Source organism: Desulforamulus aeronauticus DSM 10349, assembly GCF_900142375.1.
Classification (GTDB): domain Bacteria; phylum Bacillota; class Desulfotomaculia; order Desulfotomaculales; family Desulfotomaculaceae; genus Desulfotomaculum; species Desulfotomaculum aeronauticum.
On sequence record NZ_FRAR01000013.1, the window covers coordinates 61,510 to 85,982 of the forward strand.

General features: G+C 47.7%; 25 protein-coding genes. 21 read left to right on the plus strand and 4 right to left on the minus strand.

Annotation, left to right across the window (positions count from 1 at the left end; translation table 11 throughout):
- Window positions 1-223: 223 nt before the first annotated feature.
- From cobM to BUA78_RS08885, 15 genes are all read left to right on the plus strand, one after another.
- Window positions 224-970 (plus strand): precorrin-4 C(11)-methyltransferase, encoded by a 747-nt coding sequence (gene cobM, locus BUA78_RS08815; RefSeq protein WP_072913368.1) that lies wholly within the window; start codon window positions 224-226, stop codon window positions 968-970.
- A complete protein-coding gene (locus BUA78_RS08820; protein WP_072913371.1) occupies window positions 948-2,015 on the plus strand; it encodes a cobalt-precorrin 5A hydrolase in 1,068 nt (355 codons plus the stop codon). Before cobM ends, BUA78_RS08820 begins: the two co-directional genes overlap by 23 nt.
- The gene (gene cobJ, locus BUA78_RS08825; protein WP_072913374.1) at window positions 2,000-2,710 is read left to right on the plus strand and encodes a precorrin-3B C(17)-methyltransferase; all 711 of its coding nucleotides are present in this window, start codon (window positions 2,000-2,002) and stop codon (window positions 2,708-2,710) included. Before BUA78_RS08820 ends, cobJ begins: the two co-directional genes overlap by 16 nt.
- Window positions 2,707-3,477: a precorrin-6A reductase gene (gene cobK / locus BUA78_RS08830; protein WP_072913376.1), complete on the plus strand. Its 771-nt coding sequence runs from the start codon at window positions 2,707-2,709 to the stop codon at window positions 3,475-3,477. Before cobJ ends, cobK begins: the two co-directional genes overlap by 4 nt.
- 32 nt (window positions 3,478-3,509) lie before the next feature.
- A complete protein-coding gene (locus tag BUA78_RS08835) occupies window positions 3,510-3,878 on the plus strand; it encodes a sirohydrochlorin chelatase (protein WP_072913379.1) in 369 nt (122 codons plus the stop codon).
- Between the two features lie 5 nt (window positions 3,879-3,883).
- The gene (locus BUA78_RS08840; protein ID WP_139257311.1) at window positions 3,884-4,525 is read left to right on the plus strand and encodes a precorrin-8X methylmutase; all 642 of its coding nucleotides are present in this window, start codon (window positions 3,884-3,886) and stop codon (window positions 4,523-4,525) included.
- 139 nt (window positions 4,526-4,664) lie between these two features.
- Entirely contained in the window at window positions 4,665-6,182 is a 1,518-nt protein-coding gene (locus tag BUA78_RS08845) for a cobyric acid synthase (protein ID WP_072913382.1), read from the plus strand.
- Window positions 6,179-7,138 (plus strand): adenosylcobinamide-phosphate synthase CbiB, encoded by a 960-nt coding sequence (cbiB, locus tag BUA78_RS08850; protein ID WP_072913384.1) that lies wholly within the window; start codon window positions 6,179-6,181, stop codon window positions 7,136-7,138. The genes BUA78_RS08845 and cbiB overlap by 4 nt, the downstream gene beginning before the upstream one ends.
- A gap of 44 nt (window positions 7,139-7,182) precedes the next feature.
- A complete protein-coding gene (cobS, locus tag BUA78_RS08855) occupies window positions 7,183-7,932 on the plus strand; it encodes an adenosylcobinamide-GDP ribazoletransferase (protein ID WP_072913387.1) in 750 nt (249 codons plus the stop codon).
- Window positions 7,884-8,789: a GHMP family kinase ATP-binding protein gene (locus tag BUA78_RS08860; protein ID WP_084082356.1), complete on the plus strand. Its 906-nt coding sequence runs from the start codon at window positions 7,884-7,886 to the stop codon at window positions 8,787-8,789. Before cobS ends, BUA78_RS08860 begins: the two co-directional genes overlap by 49 nt.
- Window positions 8,790-8,800: 11 nt before the next feature.
- A complete protein-coding gene (cobD, locus tag BUA78_RS08865; RefSeq protein ID WP_072913393.1) occupies window positions 8,801-9,868 on the plus strand; it encodes a threonine-phosphate decarboxylase CobD in 1,068 nt (355 codons plus the stop codon).
- Between the two features lie 239 nt (window positions 9,869-10,107).
- Window positions 10,108-11,403, plus strand: a complete 1,296-nt coding sequence (locus BUA78_RS08870) for a methyl-accepting chemotaxis protein (protein WP_072913396.1) — start codon at window positions 10,108-10,110, stop codon at window positions 11,401-11,403.
- 105 nt (window positions 11,404-11,508) lie between these two features.
- Window positions 11,509-12,732, plus strand: a complete 1,224-nt coding sequence (locus BUA78_RS08875) for a GGDEF domain-containing protein (protein ID WP_072913398.1) — start codon at window positions 11,509-11,511, stop codon at window positions 12,730-12,732.
- A 131-nt stretch (window positions 12,733-12,863) separates the two neighbouring features.
- The gene (locus BUA78_RS08880; protein WP_238456775.1) at window positions 12,864-15,305 is read left to right on the plus strand and encodes a DEAD/DEAH box helicase; all 2,442 of its coding nucleotides are present in this window, start codon (window positions 12,864-12,866) and stop codon (window positions 15,303-15,305) included.
- On the plus strand, window positions 15,265-16,821 hold the full coding sequence (locus BUA78_RS08885; RefSeq protein ID WP_072913541.1) for a helicase-related protein: 1,557 nt from the start codon (window positions 15,265-15,267) through the stop codon (window positions 16,819-16,821). The genes BUA78_RS08880 and BUA78_RS08885 overlap by 41 nt, the downstream gene beginning before the upstream one ends.
- A gap of 99 nt (window positions 16,822-16,920) precedes the next feature.
- Here the strand turns inward: BUA78_RS08885 and BUA78_RS08890 are convergent, their stop codons facing one another.
- Entirely contained in the window at window positions 16,921-17,661 is a 741-nt protein-coding gene (locus tag BUA78_RS08890) for an SIMPL domain-containing protein (RefSeq protein WP_072913404.1), read from the minus strand.
- Between the two features lie 269 nt (window positions 17,662-17,930).
- On the opposite strand from BUA78_RS08890, the gene BUA78_RS08895 reads away from it, so the two are divergent.
- Entirely contained in the window at window positions 17,931-18,617 is a 687-nt protein-coding gene (locus BUA78_RS08895) for a CAP domain-containing protein (protein ID WP_072913407.1), read from the plus strand.
- 44 nt (window positions 18,618-18,661) lie between these two features.
- Here BUA78_RS08895 and BUA78_RS08900 read toward each other — a convergent pair whose 3' ends face one another.
- Entirely contained in the window at window positions 18,662-18,997 is a 336-nt protein-coding gene (locus BUA78_RS08900) for a hypothetical protein (RefSeq protein ID WP_072913410.1), read from the minus strand.
- A 103-nt stretch (window positions 18,998-19,100) separates the two neighbouring features.
- A complete protein-coding gene (locus tag BUA78_RS08905; RefSeq protein WP_072913413.1) occupies window positions 19,101-20,426 on the minus strand; it encodes a DUF6612 family protein in 1,326 nt (441 codons plus the stop codon).
- 175 nt (window positions 20,427-20,601) lie between these two features.
- Between BUA78_RS08905 and BUA78_RS08910 the strand changes: the two genes are divergently transcribed.
- The 5 genes from BUA78_RS08910 to BUA78_RS08930 all read left to right on the plus strand — a co-directional run bounded on the left by BUA78_RS08910 (window position 20,602) and on the right by BUA78_RS08930 (window position 23,184).
- The gene (locus BUA78_RS08910) at window positions 20,602-20,994 is read left to right on the plus strand and encodes a hypothetical protein (protein ID WP_072913416.1); all 393 of its coding nucleotides are present in this window, start codon (window positions 20,602-20,604) and stop codon (window positions 20,992-20,994) included.
- A 24-nt stretch (window positions 20,995-21,018) separates the two neighbouring features.
- Window positions 21,019-21,210: a hypothetical protein gene (locus BUA78_RS08915; protein ID WP_072913418.1), complete on the plus strand. Its 192-nt coding sequence runs from the start codon at window positions 21,019-21,021 to the stop codon at window positions 21,208-21,210.
- 172 nt (window positions 21,211-21,382) lie between these two features.
- Complete coding sequence (locus tag BUA78_RS08920; RefSeq protein ID WP_072913421.1) at window positions 21,383-21,790, plus strand: HEPN domain-containing protein; 408 nt, start codon at window positions 21,383-21,385, stop codon at window positions 21,788-21,790.
- On the plus strand, window positions 21,760-22,086 hold the full coding sequence (locus tag BUA78_RS08925) for a nucleotidyltransferase domain-containing protein (RefSeq protein WP_072913424.1): 327 nt from the start codon (window positions 21,760-21,762) through the stop codon (window positions 22,084-22,086). The genes BUA78_RS08920 and BUA78_RS08925 overlap by 31 nt, the downstream gene beginning before the upstream one ends.
- Window positions 22,087-22,233: 147 nt before the next feature.
- Window positions 22,234-23,184 (plus strand): quinate 5-dehydrogenase, encoded by a 951-nt coding sequence (locus tag BUA78_RS08930; RefSeq protein ID WP_072913426.1) that lies wholly within the window; start codon window positions 22,234-22,236, stop codon window positions 23,182-23,184.
- Window positions 23,185-23,280: 96 nt separating this feature from the next.
- Here BUA78_RS08930 and BUA78_RS08935 read toward each other — a convergent pair whose 3' ends face one another.
- Entirely contained in the window at window positions 23,281-24,222 is a 942-nt protein-coding gene (locus BUA78_RS08935; RefSeq protein WP_072913428.1) for a L,D-transpeptidase family protein, read from the minus strand.
- Window positions 24,223-24,473 lie beyond the last annotated feature (251 nt).

The following is a 24,473-nucleotide window of genomic DNA, read 5'->3' on the forward strand; positions in this document are numbered from 1 at the left end:
TTGGCGAATGTAAGGCGAAATGGGGTGGCGCGCACAGGACGTGTGCGCCAGCCGAACCGAAACAGGACGTTGAGTTGAGGCGACCCCATTTCGCCTGGAGTGAGCCGTAGTGTTGTCGACGCGGAGCACGGAGTTGAGCGGTGGATAACACCATACCCGAACTAACCTTTCAGTTATCCTCAAAAATAGTATCTATAGTATCTTTGGAAATACGGTGATATAAATGATTTATTTTGTCGGAGCGGGGCCCGGTGACCCGGAACTGTTAACCGTCAAGGCCTGGCGCTTACTGCAGCAGGCGGACCTGGTTATTTATGCCGGATCTCTGGTGCCCTTCCAGGTCATGGATTGCTGCCGGGCCGACGCCCAAAAGGTTAATAGTGCACCCCTGGCGCTGGAGGAAATTGTTAAACTTATGGTGGAATATCACCAGCGGCAGCAATTGGTAGTACGACTGCATACCGGTGACCCATCTCTGTACGGGGCCATTGGTGAACAGATGAGAGCTTTGGATGAGGTAGGGCTGCCCTATGAAATCGTGCCTGGCGTCAGTTCCTTTCTGGCTGCCGCCGCAGCGGTGCGGAAGGAATATACCGTACCCGGTGGTTCCCAAACGGTAATTATTACCCGTTTAGCCGGCCGCACCCCGGTGCCGCCTGAGCAAGCCTTGTCTGCCTTGGCCCAGCACAGAGGTTCTATGGCGATCTTTCTTTCGGTGGGCTTGGCGGAACAAGTGCAGCAGGAACTACTGCAGGCTTATCCGCCGGCAACCCCGGTGGCCGTGGTAGAAAGAGCTTCCCAGCCGGCAGAGAGAGTGCTTCGAGGTACTTTGGGAGGGCTGGCCAAACTGATTCAAGCAGCGGGCATTACCAAAACTGCCCTGATTTTGGTGGGGGATTTCCTCACCGGGGAGGGTACATCGTTACTTTACGACAGGAAGTTTACCCATGAATACCGTGCAGGATCATAGGATCGCAATTCTGGCCCTGACCACCGGTGGCGCCCGGCTGGCTAAAATGGTAGCTAAAGGTTTGCAGCATACGCAGCTTTATCTTCCTCAGCGGCTACAAGAACCACCTTTTCCTGCTGATACCACCTATTTTACAGACTGGCGGCAGACTGCCCAAGAAGCCTTTCAACGTCACCGCCGGTTGGTTTTTATCATGGCCTGCGGTATTGTGGTACGTACCCTAGCCCCTTGGTTAACTAGCAAAAATACTGATCCCGCCGTGGTGGTATTGGATGAAAAGGGTGAGTTTGCCATTAGTTTGCTATCCGGTCATGTGGGGGGGGCCAACCAGTTGGCCCGACAAGTGGCCCAGGTATCCGGCGGGACGCCGGTGATTACCACCGCTACGGATGTCAATCAGGCACCAGCAGTAGATTTGTTGGCCCAGGAGGCAAACTGTACTCCCTACCCTATGGCCCGGGTTAAACTTTTTAATCGATGGTTGGCCGAAGGGGAAAAGGTCAGCCTGTATTCCCGTTGGCCCCTACCAGTAGATTGGCAACAGGGGTTTCAAATGATCGAAGAAGCAGGCCAATTACCCAAGCTAGGTCCAGTGGTTTACATAACCAACCAATTAGTGCCCGCCACAGAACAACCAAGACTTATCCTGCGGCCTTGCAACCTAGTGGTGGGCTTGGGCTGTCGTAAAGGGGTTACCTTGCAGCAGGTGCTGCAGGCGATAAAAACCGCCTGCAAACTGGGAAGCTACAGCCTGTTGTCCTTGGCTAAACTTGCCACGGTGGACTTAAAAATGCAGGAGCCAGCCTTACAGCAGGCAGCGGCCTATTTCCAGGTACCTCTAACTTCGGTAGCTAGGGAGGAAATAGCAAAACTGGACGGACAATTTACCTCGTCAGACTTTGTACGACAAAAGATAGGAGTTGGTGGTGTATGCGAACCGGCGGCGATGATTGCCAGCGACGGTGGGCAGATCAGAGTATCCAAACAGAAACTGGGACCAGTGACGGTGGCCATTGCCGAGGCCAAGTTGTGGTGGTGGGCTTAGGTCCGGGCAACCGGGATAGTTTTACCCCGGAGGCGCTGGCAGCCATAGAAGCCGCCGAAGTGGTGGCGGGTTATCATACCTATCTGGAGCTAATTCCCGATCTTTTGCAAGATAAAGAAATTATTGCCACGGCCATGCGGGGAGAAGTGGAGCGAGCCCGGCAAGCCGTGGAACTGGCCTTGGCAGGTAAAACTGTGGCGGTGGTCAGCAGCGGCGACCCCGGTATCTATGGCATGGCTGGCATTCTGATTGAAGTGGCGGAGGGAAGGGTGCCGGTCAAGATAATTCCCGGTATTACCGCTGCCTCAGCAGCTGCCGCCAGTTTGGGTGCTCCCCTGATGAACGATTTTGCTGTCATCAGTCTCAGTGATTTGCTAACTCCCTGGGAGACCATGCTGAAACGATTGGAGGCTGCCGCTGCCGGGGATTTTGTGATGGTCCTATATAATCCCCGCAGTCACGGCCGGCCGGATCATATTAAAACAGCCCAGGAAATTATGCTAAAACATAAATCACCGACCACACCGGTGGGCATTGTGCGGAAGGCCCGCCGGGGGGAGGAAACAAGAACCCTGACAACCCTGCAAAACATGCTGGATTTTGAGATTGATATGCTGAGTACGGTGATTATTGGCAACAGCCAGACCCGCGTGGCAGGTCATTATATGGTTACTCCCAGGGGGTATCGCCTGTGATTCTAGTGCTGGCCGGTACTCTGGAAGGCCGTATTGTGGCAGATTTGTTGCAGCAAGCTGGTTTTTCCGTACAAGTTTCGGCGGTAACTGATTATGGCACTGATTTGTTGACACGGCAGGGCATCGAACACATCTCTAGTGGTCCTCTGGATGAGACAGCTTTGCGGCAAGTACTTAAACAGGGTATAACACTGCTGGTGGATGCCACCCATCCCTTTGCCAGCCTAGCTTCCCAAAACGCCATGTCAGCGGCTGCAACCGTAGGAGTTCCTTATTTGCGTTTAGAAAGACTGACCACAGCAATACCTAGCCATCCTTTGGTACACGATGCTGCCAGTTTGCAGGATTGCATTCAGAAAGCTCTGGGGCTGGGGAAGGTACTGTTTTCCACCCTGGGTAGTAAAAATCTGCCGGCCTTACTGGCCGCTGCCCGCCCTGCCGGGGTTAGGGTGGTGGCACGGGTACTGCCGGTGAGTGAGGTACTCCACGCCTGCCGGGAATTGGGTCTCACTCCAGCCGACCTGGTGGCATTGCAGGGGCCTTGCAGCAGGGAACTAAATGTTGCGCTATATCGTCAATATCAGGCCCAGGTGGTACTAACGAAGAACAGTGGTCCCACCGGCGGTGTGGAGGAAAAGATTGCTGCTGCCCTGCAGGTGGGGATACCCATTGTGGTGTGGCAAAGGCCCCGGTTGCATTACCCTCTGGTGCTGCATCAACCCACGGAGGTTGTGCAATACTGCCTAAAGAACCTGAAAACCGGGTAAGGTAACAGCACAGGCAACAAAGGAGGATTTCCATGCAGCAAGGTGTCATTCTGCTGGGACACGGCAGCCGTCAACCGGCAGCCAACCAAGAGATTTTTCAGATTGCAGAGCAGGTCAAGACCCTGGGAGATAACGCCCTTTATGAAACCTGCTTTTTACAATTCGGAGAACCTTCCTTGCCCACAGCCATTTGTAAGCTGGTGGCGGCTGGGGCAAAAAGGATTATCATTGTACCCTTGCTGCTGACAGTGGGTACCCACATCCAAGTTGAACTGCCCCGGCTCATGCGGGAGCAGCAAGAAGATTATCCTGAAGTTACCTTTGTTTTGGCCCCTCATCTAGGTGCCGATTATAGGATCGCTGAAATTGTTATGGATCGTATTAAGCAAGGAAGTGAGTAGTAAAATTGAAGAATTGGGACGGGGTGATTTGGAACCCCCGAGAGATAGAAGAAGAAAGCATGCGTCTGGTGGCTGGCTTTTTGCAGGAATTACATTTACCGCCCGGAGAGAAAGCGGTCGTCAGCCGTATTGTTCATACCAGTGGAGATCCTGAACTGGCCCAGCTGGTACGTTTTCATCCCCAAGCGGTGGAGAGCGGGTTGGCGGCCCTTAAACAGGGAGCCCATATTTTTACCGACGTTACCATGTTGGAAGCAGGCATTAACCGCCGTCGATTGACCGAATTAGGTGGCGCGGTACATTGTGCCGTTCACACCCCCGAAGTGGCAGCAGAAGCCACAGCCAAAGGGATTACCCGCTCAGCAGTGGCCATGGAAAACTTTGGCCAGCAGCTACAAGGACAGGTGGTGGCCATTGGCAACGCTCCCACAGCTCTTTTTGCCCTGTTGGATATGATCGCCGAGGGCTTACGACCCGCCTTAGTGGTGGGAATGCCCGTGGGCTTTGTGGGAGCAGCTCGCTCCAAGGAACTCCTGCTGCTGCAACAGGCTGTACCCTGTATTACGGTGTTGGGCACCAGAGGCGGTAGTCCACTGGCAGCGGCTACGATTAACGCATTACTATATTATAAGGAACCTACTACATAACTCCCTATAAAAAATTTTTAGGGTATGTTGTTATCCATAGCGAACTACTTGCGGAGCGGTGGATAACAACATACCCACACTAACCTTACAGATATTTTCTAACTAGGAGGTGTCCCCCCTGACTTTAGCCAAAACCATCATGCTTCAAGGAACCTCTTCCCATGTGGGGAAGAGCCTATTATGCACCGCCCTTTGCCGCATTTTTTGGCAAGCAGGCTTCCAGGTGGCACCCTTTAAAGCCCAGAATATGGCCCTCAACAGCTATGTCACCCTGGATGGGGGTGAAATCGGCAGAGCCCAGGGGGCTCAGGCCGAAGCGGCAGGAGTGGTGGCCACCGTAAAAATGAATCCGGTTTTGCTAAAACCAAAGCAGGATTTGAATGCCCAGGTGGTGGTGTTGGGTAAGCCACTGGCTGACATGAGTGCCCGGGACTACCGCGCCAAATTTCTGCCAGGGGCGGTGGACCTGGTGGGGCAATGCATCGATGAGCTGCGCCGAGAATACCAGGTGCTGGTTATTGAAGGAGCAGGTAGCCCCGCAGAGGTTAATCTAAAGGATCGGGACATTGTAAATATGCGCACGGCTTTCCTAGCCGATGCACCGGTAATTCTGGTGGCAGACATCGACCGGGGAGGTGTTTTTGCAGCCCTGGTGGGAACCCTGGAACTGCTGGAACCCCATGAGCGCAGTAAGGTAGCCGGATTCATTATTAACAAGTTCCGAGGCGACCTGCAACTTTTGCAATCTGGTTTAGACTTTTTGGAGCAACGTACTGGCAAACCCGTTTTAGGGGTTATTCCCTATCTCCACGAACACGGTATTGAACAGGAAGATTCCGTGTCCTTATCCGCTATGCCTCGGAATTGGACAACCGGCGAACTGGATATTGCTGTTATCCAACTGCCACGCATTTCTAACTTTACGGATTTTGACCTTCTGGCTGAAGTACCAGGTGTGGCATTACGCTATGTGGGAGCTAGAGATACCCTGGGACAGCCCGATGCGCTGATTCTTCCCGGTACCAAAAATACCCTGCAGGATTTACTTTTTTTAAAAGAGAAAGGGCTGGACAAGCAGATCTTAGCACTTGCCCACAAGGGGATTCCGGTAGTAGGGATTTGTGGCGGCTACCAGATGCTAGGGAAAATGCTCTATGATCCTTGGGGTAGTGAAGCGGCTGGAGAACAAATGTCGGGTCTTGGTCTATTGGACATAGAAACTACCTTCCAAAGAGAAAAGCAAACTCATCGCTGTACAGCAACCCTCTCCTCGGCACAGCTAAGCTGGTGCCAGGTAACTGACCAACCAATAACCGGTTATGAGATTCACACCGGTGAGGTTAGGCTAGGGTTGGGGGTAAAACCACTGCTGGAAATCACCCGTAGATCTGGCGAAAGGGTTTCTGTTACCGATGGTGCGGCGACCAATGGGGGGCAAATTTTTGGTACCCATATGCATGGGTTATTTGATAATGCAGCAGTACTGTTGGGTTGGGTCAATTATCTGCGGCAGCGCAAAGGACTACCGTTGCTAGTCGATGAACAACTACCTACCAACAGAGAGAATAAATACGACCAACTGGCAACGGCAGTTAAACAGCACCTTGATATGGGAAAGCTATACCAAATCATGGGGCTGGGAGATAGCCGGGCATGAGCGTGCTGGTTGTGGCAGCCTTGCTGTTAGATCTCATGGTAGGGGACCCACGTTGGCTTCCTCATCCGGTGGTAGTAATAGGTGGTTTTATTCAAAAGGGTGAAAAGCTTGTTAGACGATTCGTTTCCCCGCCAATGGGCAAGGGCTTACGTCTTGGTGGCATAGCGTTGGTGGCAGTGATTTGTTTCAGCACCTACTTTTGTACCTGGGGATTCATTTGGCTGGCGGCTAAAGTTCATGTTTACTTAGGCTGGGCAGTTCATCTATGGCTTTTGTCCACTACCCTGGCTGTTAAAAGTCTGCACCAACATGCCCGGGCGGTGGCAGTGCCCCTAGCCCTGGGAGATTTATCTGCTGCCCGCAGGGCAGTAGCCATGATTGTGGGTCGGGATACCAAGTGCTTACAGGAACGGGGCATTACCCGAGCCACGGTGGAAACAGTGGCTGAAAATACAGTGGACGGCATCATCTCACCACTTTTTTATGCCTTTATTGGCGGAGCCCCTTTGGCCATGACGTATAAAGCTATCAACACCTTGGACAGTATGATTGGCCACCGGAATGAGAAATATCTGTATTTTGGCTGGGCGGCAGCTCGCTTGGATGACTTGGCCAATTACCTACCGGCCAGACTGGCTGGATTCTGTTACGTCTTAGCGGCCATCGGTACACCCGGTGGGATGCAAGGCACTAGGCAAACGATTCAACAGAATGCTCCCAAGCACCCCAGCCCCAACAGTGGTATCCCGGAAGCCGCTGTGGCCGGTGCCTTAGGCATTAAGTTAGGCGGCACCAACTATTATCAAGGGCAGGTTTCTCACCGGGCACCGATGGGCCAGGAGAAGTATCCCTTGGAGTATCGGCATATTGAACAGGCCTTGGCACTTACGCGCAAGGTGACAGCTTTGGCATTGGTACTAGGGGTGGTAGTAGGATGGGCTGTTGGCCCCTTATAAACAATCGCGCTCTTGAAACAACACCTACTTTAGGAGGCGCTCTCTTGCTAAATTCCTTCCGTCTGGCCCTAAGTTTTCTAACCATTCTACCGGTTTATAAAAAAATGGCAAGCACCGAGGAATTAGCCCGATCCGTGTCGTATTATCCACTGATAGGTTTATTGTTGGGTTTGCTGTCTGCCGGTATTAATTTTATGTTGCACCGGCTCGGCTTAACGATGGCGGCGGACGTGTTGGCCATCGTGACAATGATTGTACTCACAGGAGGACTCCATCTGGACGGTTTAATGGATACCGCAGATGGCCTACTCAGTGGGAAGAATCGCGAAAGAAAATTGGAAATAATGAAGGATAGCCGTGTAGGAGCAATGGGAGTATTGGCAGTAAGCATTGTCTTGTTGCTAAAGATGGCCTTCCTTTATGAGCTAACGTTTGACCTCAAGGTAACAACCCTTGTTTTAGCACCGGTTGCTGGAAGGTGGGCGATGGTGTATGCTATTACTCGGTTTCCCTATGCCAGGGCCGGTGGTGGATTAGGCAACGTATTAAAACAGGCCGGTCCCATGCAAATCATAGTGGCCAGTGTAACACTGGTGGTAACCTGTATTAGTTTGTTTGGCCTGCAAGGTTTCGTTATAATAGGTGCAATCTTAGTAGCTGCAATGATGATTACCGGAACCATAAACAAGTGTTTAGGTGGCATGACCGGAGATACATACGGAGCCACCGGGGAGTTGATAGAAATTTGGAGTATTTTTGTCATCCTGATGGGGCAGCAAACCGGGATACTATAGTATTGCGTGGTAAAGCTGCAGCCCCCGGTACCTGCGGAGAATTGGTGCAGGGTACTATTAAAGGAGAACCTTACCTCATTAGCTGTCCCATAAATTTATGGAGTGAAGTTGAGGTTGAGGTGAGGGAACCAGTTGAGTATCGGGATGGGTTGGGTAAATCATGTCGGGCAGCACAACTGGCGTTAGAATATTTAGGTTTACCCTATTCCGCTGTATCCATTAAGAGAATTACTGTTTTGCCTGAAAGCAAAGGGATGGGCAGCAGTACGGCGGACATTGCTGCCACCTGCCAGGCTACGGCCCGGGCCTTTAACCGGGAATTGCCCTCGGAAGTTATTGCAGCCATCGCTGCTAAAATTGAGCCCAGTGATGGTCAAATGTATCCGGGTATTACCATCTGTAATCATTTGACGGGAGAACCCAAAAAATACCTTGGGGAAGCCCCCCCCCTCAAGCTGGTGGTGGCTGATCCGGGAGGTTCGGTGGATACAGTTTTATTTAATTGTCGGCAGGATCTGGCCAGTAAGAACTTTCAAAAAGAGCCCATGGTCAGGCAAGCCATTGAACTGGTAACCCGGGGGATCCTAACCGGGGATTGGGAAATGATGGGGCGAGGGGCTACCATTAGTGCCCAAGCCAATCAAGTGCTGTTGCCGAAGCCCTATTTGGCCCAGTGGCGTCAGTGGGCCGCCGAAGTGCGTGCTTTGGGAGTGCTGGTAGCCCACAGTGGTACTGTAATGGGTATGATTTTGCACCCAAATGGGACGGACGCCGAGGAGGTTGCAGAATATATCGGGGGTAAAAAACCGACTTGGCGGGTTTGGCACACCTCAATGATCAGTGGTGGTCTCCGGTAAGGAGTGAAACAATGCAACGGCACGGCGGGAATGTCTGGTTGGCCCAGCAAACCTATGGGATCACGGCCAATGAACTAATCGATTTTAGTGCTAATATTAATCCGCTGGGTCCTTCCCCCAGGGCAATGGAGGCCTTGGAAAGGGCAAAGGCGTATATCAGGCATTACCCCGAGCCACAGGCAGAAACCCTGCGCTTGAAGTTGGCCAGCCTGTGGAATTTGCCTGAGGATATGATCATTGTGGGTAACGGAGCGGCAGAACTTATCTATGCCCTGGGGCGAGTCCTGAGACCCCGGCGTGTGCTGCTACCGGTACCAACCTTTAGTGAATACGCAGAAAGTTTTGCAGAGCAGGAACGAATTGCTATTTATCTAAAACGAGATAATTATTTTTCTTTGCAGCCCGAAAAATTATATCCCCTGTTAGAACCCGAGAACTTATTGGTTATTTGCAATCCGAATAATCCCACGGGACAACTGATCAACCGGGTCGAATTGCGTGGTCTGCTAGAGCAGGCAAAAGAAAAGGCAACCTGGGTATTATTAGATGAGGCCTTTATGGATTTTGTGCAACCCCAACAATCCTTACTGGAGGAATTATCCCTATATCCTAACCTTATCATTGTTAGATCGCTGACAAAAATGTATGCCTTACCAGGATTGCGGCTAGGCTATTTGGCTGCGGCACCGCAGATAATCAAAAAATTATACAAGACGCTGCCTCCCTGGCGCGTCAATGTCTTGGCCCAAGCAGCCGGTTTGGCTTCTTTACAGGATCAAGCATACTTCAACCAAACACTCGCCTTAGTGAACCGGCAGAAAGAGTTTCTGGTGAACGCCTTGGCGGCCATACCAGGCTTAACACCGCTGCCTGCGGCAGCTAACTTCATACTGGTGGAATGCCGGAATTCCGGCTTCACTGCCGCGGCAATAAAGGATTACCTTGCCCCCCGGGGGATCCTACTGCGGCTCTGCCATAATTTTGCGGGGTTAGATGAACATTATTTCAGAGTGGCTGTACGTACAGAGGGGGAAAACCATAAGCTATTGCAAAACCTGCAGCAGTTCTTAAAGGACTAGCCATAACATACAATCAAAGAGGAAACCCTCTCTCAGAAGGGTATTCCTCTTTTTCTATTTTCGAAGAAACTTGTGATAGTGAGCTGGTTATTATTGGTAAGGTAATAGGAAAATTACGTCTGGATTAGAGAGGAATAAACATTTAATAAAAATGTCAGGGAAATGACTTGTTGTATTTATATTTAAGTTCTAAAATGAATCTGAGAGTAAGCATGATTTAGTTTATGGAGGTTTTGCCAGTGTTTAAATTACTATTTGGAAATTCCCGGGATAAAGATTGTGTACGGGAGAATCTGGCACCCATTTTAAAAACATTGTCCTATAACTTTTTCTCAGCTACCTATAATCAACTTTCTGCCTTCAAGATTCAGAACAGGGTCTCTGTGATTAGTTCAGAAACCGCTGGTCTGGCGTCTGCCTCCGAGGAAATGTCTGCATCCATCCAGGAGCTTACCAGTACCACCCAACATAGTCACGGGGAACACCTAAAGGTAGAAGAGGCCGTTACTACAGGTCAAAAATCACTGAATCAGGCAGTGGGTATGTTGGAAGAGGCCGGTCAGGCCATGAATGTATTAGCCAATACTGTGCGGCAGTTGGAAATGCGAGTAAAGGCCATTAACGAAGCGGTGGAAGTAATCACCGAGATTACGGAACAAACCAATTTGTTGGCTTTAAATGCTTCTATTGAGGCGGCCAGGGCCGGTGAAAGTGGCCGTGGCTTTGCTGTGGTGGCGGAAGAAATTCGCAAACTGGCAGATCGCACCAAAGATTCTGCAGTACAAATTAAAGATGTGGTGGGACATCTGCAAACGGGTATGACGGATACTTTGGCCACCATGGAAGCCAGCACACGCTCAGTGGAGGTCGGTATTGGCTCTGCAAGAACCGTTACCAAGCCCTTTGAAGAAATTGAGACGGCTACCGCTACCGTTAGCCAGCTATTAGAACAGCTAAGCGGTGCTGCAGAAGAACAAACCGCAGTAACCGAGGAGATTTCTGCCAATGCGGAAAGAATTGCCGAAGCCACTAAGTTTTCTGATGAAATAGCACAGGATGCGCAATATCAAAAGGATTTTACCTATCAAATTACAACCACGATTTGGGATGATCTGAAACAAAAAATCGGCTTGCAAGAGGCTGGTTTGCCAGGTTTTCTGGCCGAGAGAGTGGTGGATCATGCCGTGTGGATTAATAAAGTAGTCAGCATTCTTAAAGGAGAGAGTTCCGAGGGGGGAGGGGCTCATCTGGCAGATCATCACCAGTGTAAACTGGGGCAGTGGTATTATGGAGAAGGCGGAGCCGCTATGAAAAGCTATCCTTCCCGGGTAATTCAGATATTTCAAGCCATCGAAGAACCCCACCGAAAAGTTCACCAGAGTGGATTGGAGGCAATCCGTTATCATCGTCAAGGGGATTATCATAAGTCCTTTGTGGCAGTGAATGAACTTACCCATGCCTCCAAGGATATTATTCGCCTATTTATGCAGTTAATTGATGATGTTATTCAATATCAAGACACTCCTGCTAACTAGCGGAGTGTCGAATTGTATACCATAATATCGAATTTTTGGATATAGAAAGAAAAACGGATGTGTTAAAATAAGGTAACATAATGTATTTGGATTGATGGTGTAAAGATGGGAGAAAGCAATCTATCGTCACCTATGAAAATATTTTTGGTCTCCTTTATATCGATGACACTGGCTATGGCTATCCTGGGATATGCTACTTATCAGGCTTGCTATAAGGTACTGGCCGATGATATTGGGCGACGAGCTCAGGCCACAGCGCAGGTGGCTGCTAACTTGGTAGAGATTAATCCTGAACTGGTGCAAGAAATGATGGCCTTAGATATTCTAAGCGCAAGAAATCACCAGGCTGCCCTAGAGTTCAAGAGGAAAATGGCGCCACTGATAAGGCATAATGACGTGGATTTCATCTATGTGGAGGTAAGGCTCCAGGGCAATCAAGTCAGGTATTTTGTCAATCCCACCGAGGAAGAAATCTTTAGGGAGCCTCCGGGGACGCCGCTGGAATATATGTATATCCTCACCAGTGAGGATGAAAGTCGATACAACAACCGGGATCGCTACGATGTGGGTGGTCCCTTGCGAGAACGAGCCTATACCGAAAAAATTCCGATGTTTGGTGCTCCTTTGCACAGCAAATGGGGTTATCTAATGACCGGCTATACCCCTTTATTTTATCAGGGGCATTTTGTTGGTCTATTAGGGGTGGATATTGGCGGGGATGAGTTTTTAGCTGCGGTTACTTCCGTGCGCAATATCATTGTGGTTAGTTTCGGTATCATCGTTTTGTTAGGCGGTTTTTTCCTTTACTGGGCATCCTTACTTTTGAGTAAACCAATGTTTATCGATGGCCTGACCAAACTTTTTAACCATCAATACATGAAAGCTCGCTTACAAGAAGAAATTGGCCGGGCTAAAAGATATGGCCGTCCGCTAAGCGTACTTATGCTGGACTTGGATTTTTTTAAACAAATTAATGATTGCTACGGACATTATTCCGGAGATCAGGTGTTGCAGCGGGTAGCCCAATTGATTCAGGGCGGACTACGGGAAGGAGATATTGCCTGTCGCTATGGCGGGGAAGAAATAGCCGTAATTTTGCCCGAAACTGCTTTGTGGGAAGCCACAGGGGTGGCGGAAAGGCTGCGCCGCACCATAGAGGAGGCCAAATTGTCAGTGGACTTAGTTAGTTCACCGTTACAGGTTACCGTAAGTATTGGTATAGCAGAGTTAACTGATGAAGATACTCCAGAGATGTTGCTCAATAAAGCAGATCAGGCATTGTATCTGGCCAAAAACAAGGGTCGCAATCGTTGTGATTGTTGTGCCTAAGGAATCCCCAGGTAAAAATAACCCGGGGATTTATTATTTTGTAGCATATTCGGATATTATAGACATAGAACATTGGCTGCAGACGAATAATATGGTAAAGTTTAGGTGCGCCAGAGAGATTGGGTAGGGGAGTGTGGAGTTTGGCAGTTAAAGATAAGGAAACCTTAAAAATGATTATCCTCACAGAGTTGCCGGAGGACCGTCCGGTGAAACTAGTGGATTTGGCATTAAAAGTAAGACAGCGGCCACAAGTACTACTGTCTGTGTTGCAATCTTTGGTGTCCAACCGACTGCTCAAAGTAGCCAAGTTACACACAGATGAAGCAGGGCCAACAATTTGGCTAGCCCGCAATGAAGTACCGGAGGCAGCACTGGGCAATGCAGGCGAAGGGGACTGGAGCTATAGTCCTCAGTTGGTGGCAGTTAGGCAAAAACAACTGGCAGCCATTTTAGGAGACGATGCCAGGGGCAGAATTTTAAGACTCCTAAGTGACGGGCAGCCTAGAAATAGTACCCAGATCAAATTAGCGTTGGGTGATGAAGAGCTGCCGGCACTTGGCAATATAGAACAGCTTGTAGAATTACCTGAGGGCGATTTTACTCTTCGCACCAGTGCGGCGGGCCGGGCAGAAATGGAACGTCGTCGGCAGGAACAGAAACTCCTGGAAGAAAAGCACTCACAGCAGGAACGGATCTTACGGGAGCTTTTTAAGTCTGGTCAAGCATTAAGCAAAGAGGCCATGGAACAGGCCTTGGGTGGTCCGATTTTACCGAAAGTGAAGTATCCGGTGTTAAGGCTGACCAACGGAGAGTATGCCCAGGCAGATAGTCCGGCCGCTTGGCAGGATGTAGCTACCTATCTTACCCGCAGTGGTCCTTTAACAATGGAGGATTTTATTCGAAAATTTCGCATTCACAGTACCTTGGTGGCCAACCTGCGTTCTGACCGGGAGGTACCTCCTTTTGTTATTTTGCCTGACGGCAAGATTACCACTGCTCAGACCCCGGAAGGAGCAGGGGAATTGGCACATCGTAAGGCAGGGCAAGGGCTTAAGGAAAGGCTGACAGAAATTTTCAGCCAGCAGCCCTTTTTCAACATCAGTCAAGTTACAGAAAACCCGGAGCAGCGGGAAGTAGCAGTGAAACTAATCAATGAAACCGGTTCCTTCCGGGTTAATATCAACGGGGTAGGTCTTTGGACTTCTCCCTATCCGCACGAACCGAAAAAAATTGCTCAGGAACTTAAGCGTCTCACCGGCATGCATTTGGAAACAAAGGATAAGCAGGAATTGCCGCCTCTCACTTGGTTAACCTCTCACTCCATGACAATTCCTGAGGCAGCCTATAAATTAAAGCTGTCCGAGGAGGATGTTCATAATCTCTGTGAATTGGAAGCTTTGGCTTCTTTCCGACTGGCTGGGGGAACCAGGCTTTGGCGTGATGAGGTACAGGATATTAAATACCGCCCGGACTTACATAAGCTTGTTAAGAAGGCTAGCAAACTGACCACGGTGGAAGCTGCCGACCTATTAAATACGACACCGGATCGTATCCGGCGATTAGTACGGGAGGGTTACCTCAATTCAGCCGGGGAAGTGGAGAAGGAAAATGGCCGGGTTGGTTTGTTGGTACGGCGGGGAGATATCCAGGCCATTCAAGAAAAATTTCAAGGAATTGAACACGAGTGGTCCCTGGCAGCTAAACAACAACGAAGAGAAGCTGCCCTAACAACTCCGGTTAAAAAAGAGAAGCCACCAGCCGGGAAAAAGCGTCCCCGCCGGGCGGTTTCACCTCCGCCAGCGTCACCGGGACCGGTAGAATTGGATCAATTTCAACAGCAGGCCGTTAAAGCTGCGTTGGCTGGTCAAAATGTATTAGTGGCGGCACCCACCGGTACCGGAAAAACGGTTATTGCTGAGCGGCTGATTGAAGCAGTAATTGAACGGGGGAAGGCTGCTGTCTATACGTCACCCCTTAAAGCCCTTAGTAATCAAAAGTTTGTGGATTTCCGCAATGTTTTTGGTAATGACATGGTGGGGCTGGTGACCGGGGATATCTCCATTAACCCCTATGCTCCTTTACTGATCATGACCACAGAAATCTTCCGTAACCGCTGCTTCTCTGAGCCCGAGGGGTTGGATGATGTGGCTTGTGTGGTCTTTGACGAAATTCATTACCTGGATGACCCGGAACGGGGTACTGCCTGGGAAGAAAGCATCATTTTTGCCCCGCCCCACATAAAGTTTTTGGGACTGTCTGCCACTGTCCCCAATATCCAGGAAATTGCTAACTGGATGGGGGAAGTACGGGGAGAAGCGGTGGAGGTTGTGGTGGAGACCAATCGAGCGGTACCCTTAGCCATAAACTGGCTCAGCTCGGACGGTGTCATTATGGATGAAGATGAGGCCCGGGAATACATTGAAGAAGCAGTGAGAAAACGCAGTGAACAGCGGCGAGCCGAGCGGGAGGCCGCTAAAGAAGCTGCCAGAGAAGAAGGTATGAATCGGGAAGACAGGAGGTGGAAAAGACGTGGTGGAGCGAGCAGAAGTAGAAAATCCCTCGATCGCTATTGAGTCAGTGCAGGATCACCTGCCTGCCCTGTACTTTGTTTTTGGTCGAATTCGCACGGAGGAATTGGCAGCAGAAATTGGCCGGGAATGGGATTTTTTATTCCAGGACGAAAAGGAACAGGTACATAAGGCTATTCTGGACACCGAAAAGGAACACCCGGAAATTTTCCAACGGGGTCACCGTCGTATCTTGCGCAAGTTACTTCAACAGGGTATCGGCTATCATCATGCGGGGCTGTCACCAGTGCTGAAAAATTTAGTCGAGCGCCTTTACGAAAATCGTTTGCTCTGGGTGTTGTTCTGTACAGAAACCTTTGCCGCGGGAGTTAACTTTCCCGCTGCCACGACCCTTTTTCACTCTTGCCGCAAGTGGGATGGCAAAGAATTTAGAACCCTGATGAATCGGGAATTTTTCCAAATGGCTGGGCGTGCCGGTCGTCGGGGGTTTGACCGGGTGGGCCATGTCTATATTAAAATTGATGATAAATTTCCGGATCAGACGGGCTTTTTCGATGAGGCAGAAGTAGAATCTGTTTACGGTAGGCTAACCATCTCACCGAATACGGTGTTGAGCTTGCTAAAATGGAAGACCGATGATGAGATTGACCGATTCTTAACCCAGAACTTCTCCGCCTACCAGGAGAGAAGTGCCGAACGAGAGATAAAAGGGTTGCTGGGAGAGTTAGACACCCAGTACCAACAGGTGCATAGCCATTTTTGTGAACTCAAGGGGGATGCGGCTTGTCCCTTACAGCGCCGCAAGTTAATTCGGGAACAGAAGCGCTTACGATCTTCCAAGTATAAAAATCGACCGGGCTCCCTGGAGCGAATTCTGGAGATTAGACAGCTATTGGCTGATCAACATGGCCATCGTTGCTTGCATGAAGTCTGTGCTGATGCCCGGGATGAAATAGATGCCTTAAGCTACCAGCGGGCTGGCTTGGTGGCACAACTGAATGTGATCAAACAGCAGTCTCAAAAATACATTCATGAATATCATTTTGTCAAAGGGATCTTGGAGAATCTAGGGTATATCAATGGCAGGGAATTCTTCCCCCGGGGTAACTTTGCCCTAGAACTACATGTACAGGAAATTTTTGTTACCGAGCTAGCTTTTTCCGGTTTATTAGAGGACTTACCACTGGAAGTTGTAGCAGGCATATTGGCAGGAGTAGATTATATTCCCGGTCGCCGGGAATTTATACCGGCACCACCTTACGATTTTATGCCGGTGCATGAGTTGAAAGAGGAACTGCTGGAGGCGGGAGTGCCACCCCACTTTGCAGTATGGGCTCCCACCCCGGGGTTTGTGGCCCACGCCTGGTATACCGGACAGGGGCTGGATTATATACTGGAAAATACCAGTCTGCAGGAAGGAGACATTGTCTCCATTATACGAAGGCTAATCGATCTACTACGGCAAATTGATGATGCCGCCCACAGCAACCCGCACATGAGGGAACGGGTACGGGAAATCCGCCGGGTTATCGACCGGGATGAGGTAGCCGTGGTGTTTTAGAAGATAGTGCGAGGTTAACGAAGAAGCAGGTAGGCCGGTTATTGTGCGGCTTACCTGCTTCTGCTTTGGGCCATCGACCCTCAAAGCCAGCGCCATTTCCTACTCAATGCCGAATTCAACATTCACCACGGCAGTTATTTCTTTCTCAATCGAAGAAGTATCATTCATGCCGTAATCAGAAATTTCGTTAGAATTGACTGGAGTAATCTGGAAAACACCCATTTTGGCTGACCGCAGGGCACCGATCTTGCTGCCTGTGCTGGCGGCCATTTTTTCTGCCCGTTGCTTGGCATCTTTAGTAGCTTCTGCCAGCATGTCTACCTTTAAGTTATTTAACTTGGTATAAAAATACTCGGGGGGCTGAGAGTCAAAAATGACATCTTGTTCAATTAATTCGGTGGCAGACCTGGCGATTGCGGCAATTTTTTGCACGTCATTGGATTTAATCTCAATGTTTTGCGTTAGCCGGTAGCTGGCAATCTGGCCGGTACTGCTCCCGTTGGCATTATATACATACTGAGGCATGGTTGAAATAGAAGAGACGACAATCTGATCTTCGGGAATTCCCTGCTTTACCAAATAAGACTTTACTTTGACCAGATCATTTTTTAAATTGGTATAAGCATCCTGTAGATTAACAGTTTCTTGATAAAAAGAACCGCGCCAGACAGCCAGATCGGAAGTAAGTTGCTTTTTGGCCGAACCAGTTACCGTAATGGCTGATTTGTTAGTGGCATAATGTTCCAACGGATTGGCTAAGATCAAAGAGCAAACCACTAGAGCTGCTGCCAGCAGGGCAGCACAAATTACCAAAGACCTTTCCTTATTCATCTTTTCCATAAAAAACCTTCACTCCTTCATTATTCCAAAATCTATGCTAGTTAGACGCTAGAAACCCTTCAAACGTAACAGATATTTGCCAACAATTAAAAAATTTCCCATTCACTAGTTATTTGCCGCATCCCACAGAATCTATCTAAGTCCCTTGGTTATTTAAATGTTACTAAGTTTGAGCCAAGATATGATTGGTTGTCATATAAACCTTTATAAAGTTACTATATAGCTAGTCCACTAATAAGTGGCAGTAAAAAAAGCGAAAGGGGATTCTCATGAAAGCAACAGCAAAATGGTTTTCTGCTATGGTGGTTGGTGCCTTTGCCTTTGCAATGGTTCTAGCTGCTCCCGGTACCGGCTCCGCTGAGGCTTCTAATACTACAGTTTATAATAACTACAAGCCTAGCAACAGCACCCAACAGTATGCTAAACAAAGCACACCTAGCACAACTGTTAAGAAAGGCAACACCACTGTTTACAATAACAAATCCTATACTGGCACCTATAATAATACCAGCAATAGCTACCCCAAGAACAATGCCGTCAACACAAACAATAAAAATACCTCCAATACCAGTGTCAGCACCTCTGAAGAGCAAGCCATGTTGAATTTAATTAACAAAGAGCGTGCTGCCCAAGGTCTGCAGCCTTTAAGTTATGATGCTGCGCTTAGTAAGGTAGCCCGGGACAAAGCTAAGGATATGATTGACAACAATTACTTTAGTCACCAGTCCCCCACCTATGGTTCTCCCTTTGATCAGATGAAAAGTAATGGTATTTCTTATCGCTATGCCGGTGAGAACTTAGCCGGAGCTCCGGATGTCAATACTGCTCATACCAACCTAATGAATTCAGACGGTCATAGAAAAAATATCTTAAATGCTAACTACACGAAAGTTGGTATCGGTGTTTTAAGTGGTGGTCCTTACGGTAAAATGTACGTACAAGAATTTAACGGCTAGTTAAGTATAAGAGACACCTGCATTTGTGCAGGTGTCTCTTGGCTTTAGGATATATTTCTTTCCTTATTGACAATCTTTAAAAGGTGAGCGGCGGCCACAGCCTTGGCATTGATTACATCGGGACTTTGTCTAACAATAACTTCCCGTTGCTCCTGCAGAGTACAACCCTCTCGGGCACACCGGAATAACTCATCACTGATCAGTCTTCTGCTCTCATCATTCTCAGCAAAAGGAATGGCCGAAGAGAGCACATCCTTCAATACGTTGCTTTGGATGTTCCGATCAAGATCTGCCGGTAATCGCACCTCCAGTCCGCGGTAAATATCAAGTAAAGCAACCAAAAGAAATTGTTCTAATGAAGGGGTATTTTCCTGGTCCAAACAAACCACCTCCGGCAAGAATTTTGTTATTACATTTTATCATAATTTAGTCATAAAAAAACGGTGTAGAAACTGAAAAGCATTCTACACCGTTTAATATTAACTAGTTAAGTTGTGTGGTAGGAACCGGGAGTTCTGGGGCTTTTTCAGCTTCTGCAGGTAAGATAATCTCTATCTGGGAACCGTAGTCCTTAAAGGTAAAGTTAAAGTTACCAGAGAAAGATTTAAAGGGAATGGGTTGACCCTCAAACTGATCTGCCATGGTAATAAACATGTTCATATTCTGCTTTTCGAGTAGGTTGCTGTCTTTTTCAATGAGCATGGTACCTGTTACATGGAGACCTTTAATTAACTGACCAGATTGTTCGAGGTTCTTCATTACTTCTGGTGTAATTCCCATCTGGCCGCCGATTAGTTTCATGAATTGGCTTAAATCGGGAACATGACCATAGAAAGACAGCTTGTGATAGGCTTTGTCACCAATTTTCTCTTCCCCTACCAAACGATAGTGGAAGTACTGGTCCAATTCCTTGGGCAGTTGCATAAATTTTGATTGTTGCTTCAGCATTTCGGTTATGTCGGGCAATGCTCCGGCAGGCATTTTAAGCCATTCGGCTTGGCCGGTCTGAGGATTTGGCATTTTCATGTATAAACCTTGGTTTACAATATATTGCTCCACTTCTACCGGAGGCACAGGCAGACCTGTCATGGTCATGGAAAACTTCTGGAAGAATCCCTGATCATAGTTTACTTCTTGAGCAAAGGTTGCCTTCATACCGAGGTTGGCCGGGATATCTTGGGCGGGTACCGCAGGATTTGCCTTGATGTTCATACTGATATCTCCGTTGGTACGCAGGGTTTTAATTTCAAGTTGGGCAGCCTGACTTTGTTCTGCGATGGCTTTGGCTTCTTTCACTGTGCCAAAGGTTGTTTCCAGCAAGGAAGCACCTTCAACACCGGTTAGGCCTTCTTCAAGGTTAAATGCAGTATTCACAATACCATCTTTTAACAACCAGGAGTAGGGAACGTAGGACCAGTGGTTTTTAGCAGACTCAGGTGCAGCTACTCCAGGGGCCTCTTCATTGGGGGTACCCAATACCCGGGAAATAAAGGTAACAGCCTGGGCTTTGGTAAGGCCTTGCTCAGGAGTTGCACCGTTGTAGATACCGGCAGCTAAGGCAGCTTTTAAATCAGCGGCATACCAGGCATCCGCAGGCACTTCTGAAGGAAGGGTGACGCTTTTTCCGGGAGTTGGCAATTCAGCAGCTTGGGCTAACAGGGCCACAAATTCAGCTTTAGTTAACTGTTTTTCAGGTTGCTGAACCTTTTCCAAGAGAGATTTTTGCATTTCGCCAGCGAATGCTGTTGAAGTAAACAAGCTCACCAAGAACGCCAGCGATAATACCAAAACAAAGTTACGTTTAAACATCTTTTACCTCCTTATTATTTTGCTCGTCCCTTTATTATTAAAATGGTGACGAACAAGTAATTAAACTACCTTCTTTATATAGACGCTCTAAATCCTTCTTTTGTGGCAAAAAAATAAAAAATTTGTGTAAAGTTATAAACCAAGGGCACAATATTGAAAAAAGGAGGTCTTTACAATGACACTACCGCAAGGGATGCGATCTTTGCTGGCTTATTTTCCATCCAGTACCAAGGCAGAAGCTGCTGCTGAAGAATTAAAGCATCTGGGAATCCAGGATGTTTCCATAGATCGAATCTCCCGTTATGGTGTATCCACCAACAGTGAACTCAATAACCCGGTTAATAATGCTGAAACCCTTACCGGTTTGACGATGTATTCGGCCAATACCAACAGGCTAATGAACACGGACTCCAGAGTTTTAATGGGGGCTGATCCCTCCAATTATTCAATGGCCGCAGACAATTACGGCGTAGCCGGTGGAAAAGCCTTTTTAGTAACGGCAGTAACCACCGATCAGTTGGGTGATCAAGCGGCTCATGTGCTAAAACAGCATGGTGGATCATTATAGTGTGTTTGCCAGGGAGGTGACGGGATGGAAAAAGAGGTCAAGGAACTAGTAAAGGTTACGGCTCCCAGTAAAGGAACAAATCAAAATATATTTACCGATGCCCAGTTGGGTGTTTTAAATTCAGGCTACATCGATCACTATGATGAAGCATTGGAGCTATTGGAGAAAAAAGATATCACAGTCCAGCGGAGCGGAGATAAGGGAAAGGACCGCTAATCAGCGGTTTTTGACAAATTAGAAAAACTAAGCTTCCGTTGGCTTAGTTTTTCTAATTGATAAGCAAATAGGTTACGTATTATGCACTCCCATAGATATCTTATAGTTTACTTGTTTCATTTCAAAGTATGGTAAAATAAAGGTAATAAGATATAAATATGAGGTGGAGCCTATGGGAGAACGGCTTAGACCAAGAACCAAGAATTGGCTTACTACTGCAGAAGAAGATTTCGAGGTTGCAGGACAACTACTAAATTCAAAGAAGTATCTATACAGTCTTTTCTTTTGTCAGCAGGCCCTTGAAAAAATATTAAAGGCCATTTACCATGAGAAGTTTAATACTACACCACCACGGAAACACAATCTGCTGCCTCTTGCGGAAGATGCAAAAATTTTTAATGAATTGAGTGATTCAGTTCAGGAATTATTTGATATTTTGTCCGAATTTTATCTTGAGTCTCGTTATTCCGAAGATAGAGAAGCGTTAGCTCAAAGCTGCAATAAAGCCTTTGTGGAAAGCAAATATGAGCAGACGGAGTTGATTTTTAAATGGTTAAAAAACAAGTTGATATCGTTATAAAAAAATACATTGAACAATTAAGGGTCAACAAAATTGCCGTTAAAAAGGCTATATTATATGGCTCCTATGCTAATGGCACACCAGATAATGACAGTGATATTGACCTTGCTATTGTAGCTAATGATTTTGGTGAAAATCGCCTTAATGAGGCGTTACTATTGAGGAAATTAACCAGAGGAATAGACCTTGATATTTCACCTCGTCCTTATTCAGTCAAACAGTATCAGTCAGCAACCCAAGGCGATTTTTTATACGATGAAATAATCTGTAAGGGAAAAATTGTTTTTGAAGGATGAAGCAAATGAATTGGTGAAACTTTAACGAGTTTGTGTAAAGTTAAAATTAATATATCTGTTGAAGACCGCTAATCAGCGGTCTTTTTAAAATCTCCTTTATATGGTTAAAATGATGGGTAGAGGACCAAATTTTTGGAGGAGATGTTTGTGAAAAGGGTTGTCAGTGTCAGCTTAGGATCAACCAAGCGGAATCATCTGGTACGGCTTCAACTGTTAGGTCAAGATTTTGAAATTAGCCGGATTGGTACCGATGGGGATATCTCAAAAGCCATTAGTCTACTTAAAGAATTGGACGGCCAGGTGGATGCTATTGGCCTGGGGGGTATAGATGTTTACCTATATGCTGGTGCTCAAAGGTATGTCCTGCAGGATGGACTGAGGTTGCTGGAGACTGTCAGGCTTACGCCTGTGGTAGATGGCAGTGGGCTAAAGAATACCTTGGAGAGGCAAGCAGTGGAACACCTGGCTCAACAAGGGCTGATTAAGACTGGCGATCGGGTGCTAATGGTGAGTGCCTTAGATCGTTTCGGTATGGCCGAAGCCTTGGTCAAGAGCGGTTGTCAACTAACCTTGGGTGATTTAATGTTTGCCCTGGGGATTCGGCTACCGATTTATAGTTTGGATAAACTGCAAGCCATTGCAGCTCGGTTGATGCCGATTATCTCCCGGTTGCCCTTTCAATACCTGTATCCTACCGGGCACAAGCAGGATAAACAAGCCAAAGCCAATAGCAACAAATATGCTCGCTATTATCAAGAAGCAAATGTTGTGGCGGGGGATTATCATTTTATTCGCAAATACCTGCCAGAACAACTAAATGGTCAATTAATTCTGACCAATACCACGACTCGAGACGATGGAGAAATGCTTTTGGATAGAGGTGCCGGTATGCTGGTTACCACAACGCCGGAATTACAAGGTCGCACCTTTGGTACCAATGTCATGGAGGCAGTATTTGTCGCTCTCTTAAACAAGACCTGGGCTGAAACAACTCTCGAAGACTATACAACACTACTTCAGCAGCTTAACTGGCAGCCGAAGATTGTTAAGCTTCGAAGGGATTTGCCTGAGCAGGGTGACCTGCAGGTGGGAAGCTAGGGAAAGGACTTTTGGAAACGAATACCAGTGCTGTCATCAGTTTAAATGAAGACCCTAAATTAACCAAGCCAAAGGCCAATAGCCAATGGCTGTTTTTTACAATCCCAAAGCCTCATACATTTTACGATCCACACGATTATCCACGGGCAGATCGTTGTTTTTACGGAAGTTCCTAATAGCCGTATCCAGGCCGGAGCCGAAGATACCGTCTATGGCTCCTTCATAATAGCCTAATCTTTTTAAAGTTCGCTGAACCTCAAACACATCTGAGCCACGGTCACCCCGCACCAGGAGCTTGTGACCCCGACCGGGTACGCCAAAGGGACTGCCAATGATGTACACAGGTGTGCCCTTATGAATCCAGGGGTAAAGCTGTTCAACCGAAGAGTTATGCATACGGATACAGCCGTGGCTGGCATAACTGCCAATAGAAAAAGGTTTGTTGGTGCCGTGTATACCATAGACGCCCCAAGGCACATTTAAACCCAGCCAGCGGCTACCAAAGCCAGTTCCCCAGTTCGTGGCTTTATGGACTACTTTCCAGGTTCCCACTGGGGTAGGAGTTTCAGGTTTGCCACAGGCTACGTCAAATTGTTTGTAGGGTTTTCCATCCGTTAGGACCGTAAGCTTTCTTTTCGTGGTATCCACAATAAGAGCTATTTCACCAGTGGGGGGAGGTAATTTTTCCGTTTTTGTTACGGGCTGCTCTAGATTACGAGCCAGCAAATGCCAAGCCTGCCAAGATACAATCCCATCATCCTTTAAATGATGTTCCCGCTGAAATTCAAGTACTGCTTGCTGGGTAAGGGGGCCATATACTCCGCTAATAGGACCATCATAGTAGTTTAGCGCTTTTAATTCAGCCTGTAGACTTTGTACATCTTCTCCTCGTAGAGGGGGATTAGCGGGATAAAGAATTCTATCGATATCTTCATTAACCGGACAGCAAAGTTCCTCCTTGGCGTGACAAAGCTGAATGGGTAATAAAAAGAGCAGGGCTAGAAGAAATACCGTTAGCAGGCCCCAGATTCCTCTCAAAATAATCCCCCCGTACAACGTTAGTATCAATAGATCAAATCATCTTACATAGTTACCGAAAAGCTATTCTCTTATGCTGAATAATTTTGGTAACTACAAAACCATACCAAAACAGTCTTTACTGTCGTAGTAAATTGTAAAGAAAAATTGTAAAGAGTGTCCTTATGTAAAAATTTACCGATATTTACCTAAAATGGATGTTACAAAAACAAAAGATATTTCGTCTAAAAAAAGTAGAATGGGTTAAGAGC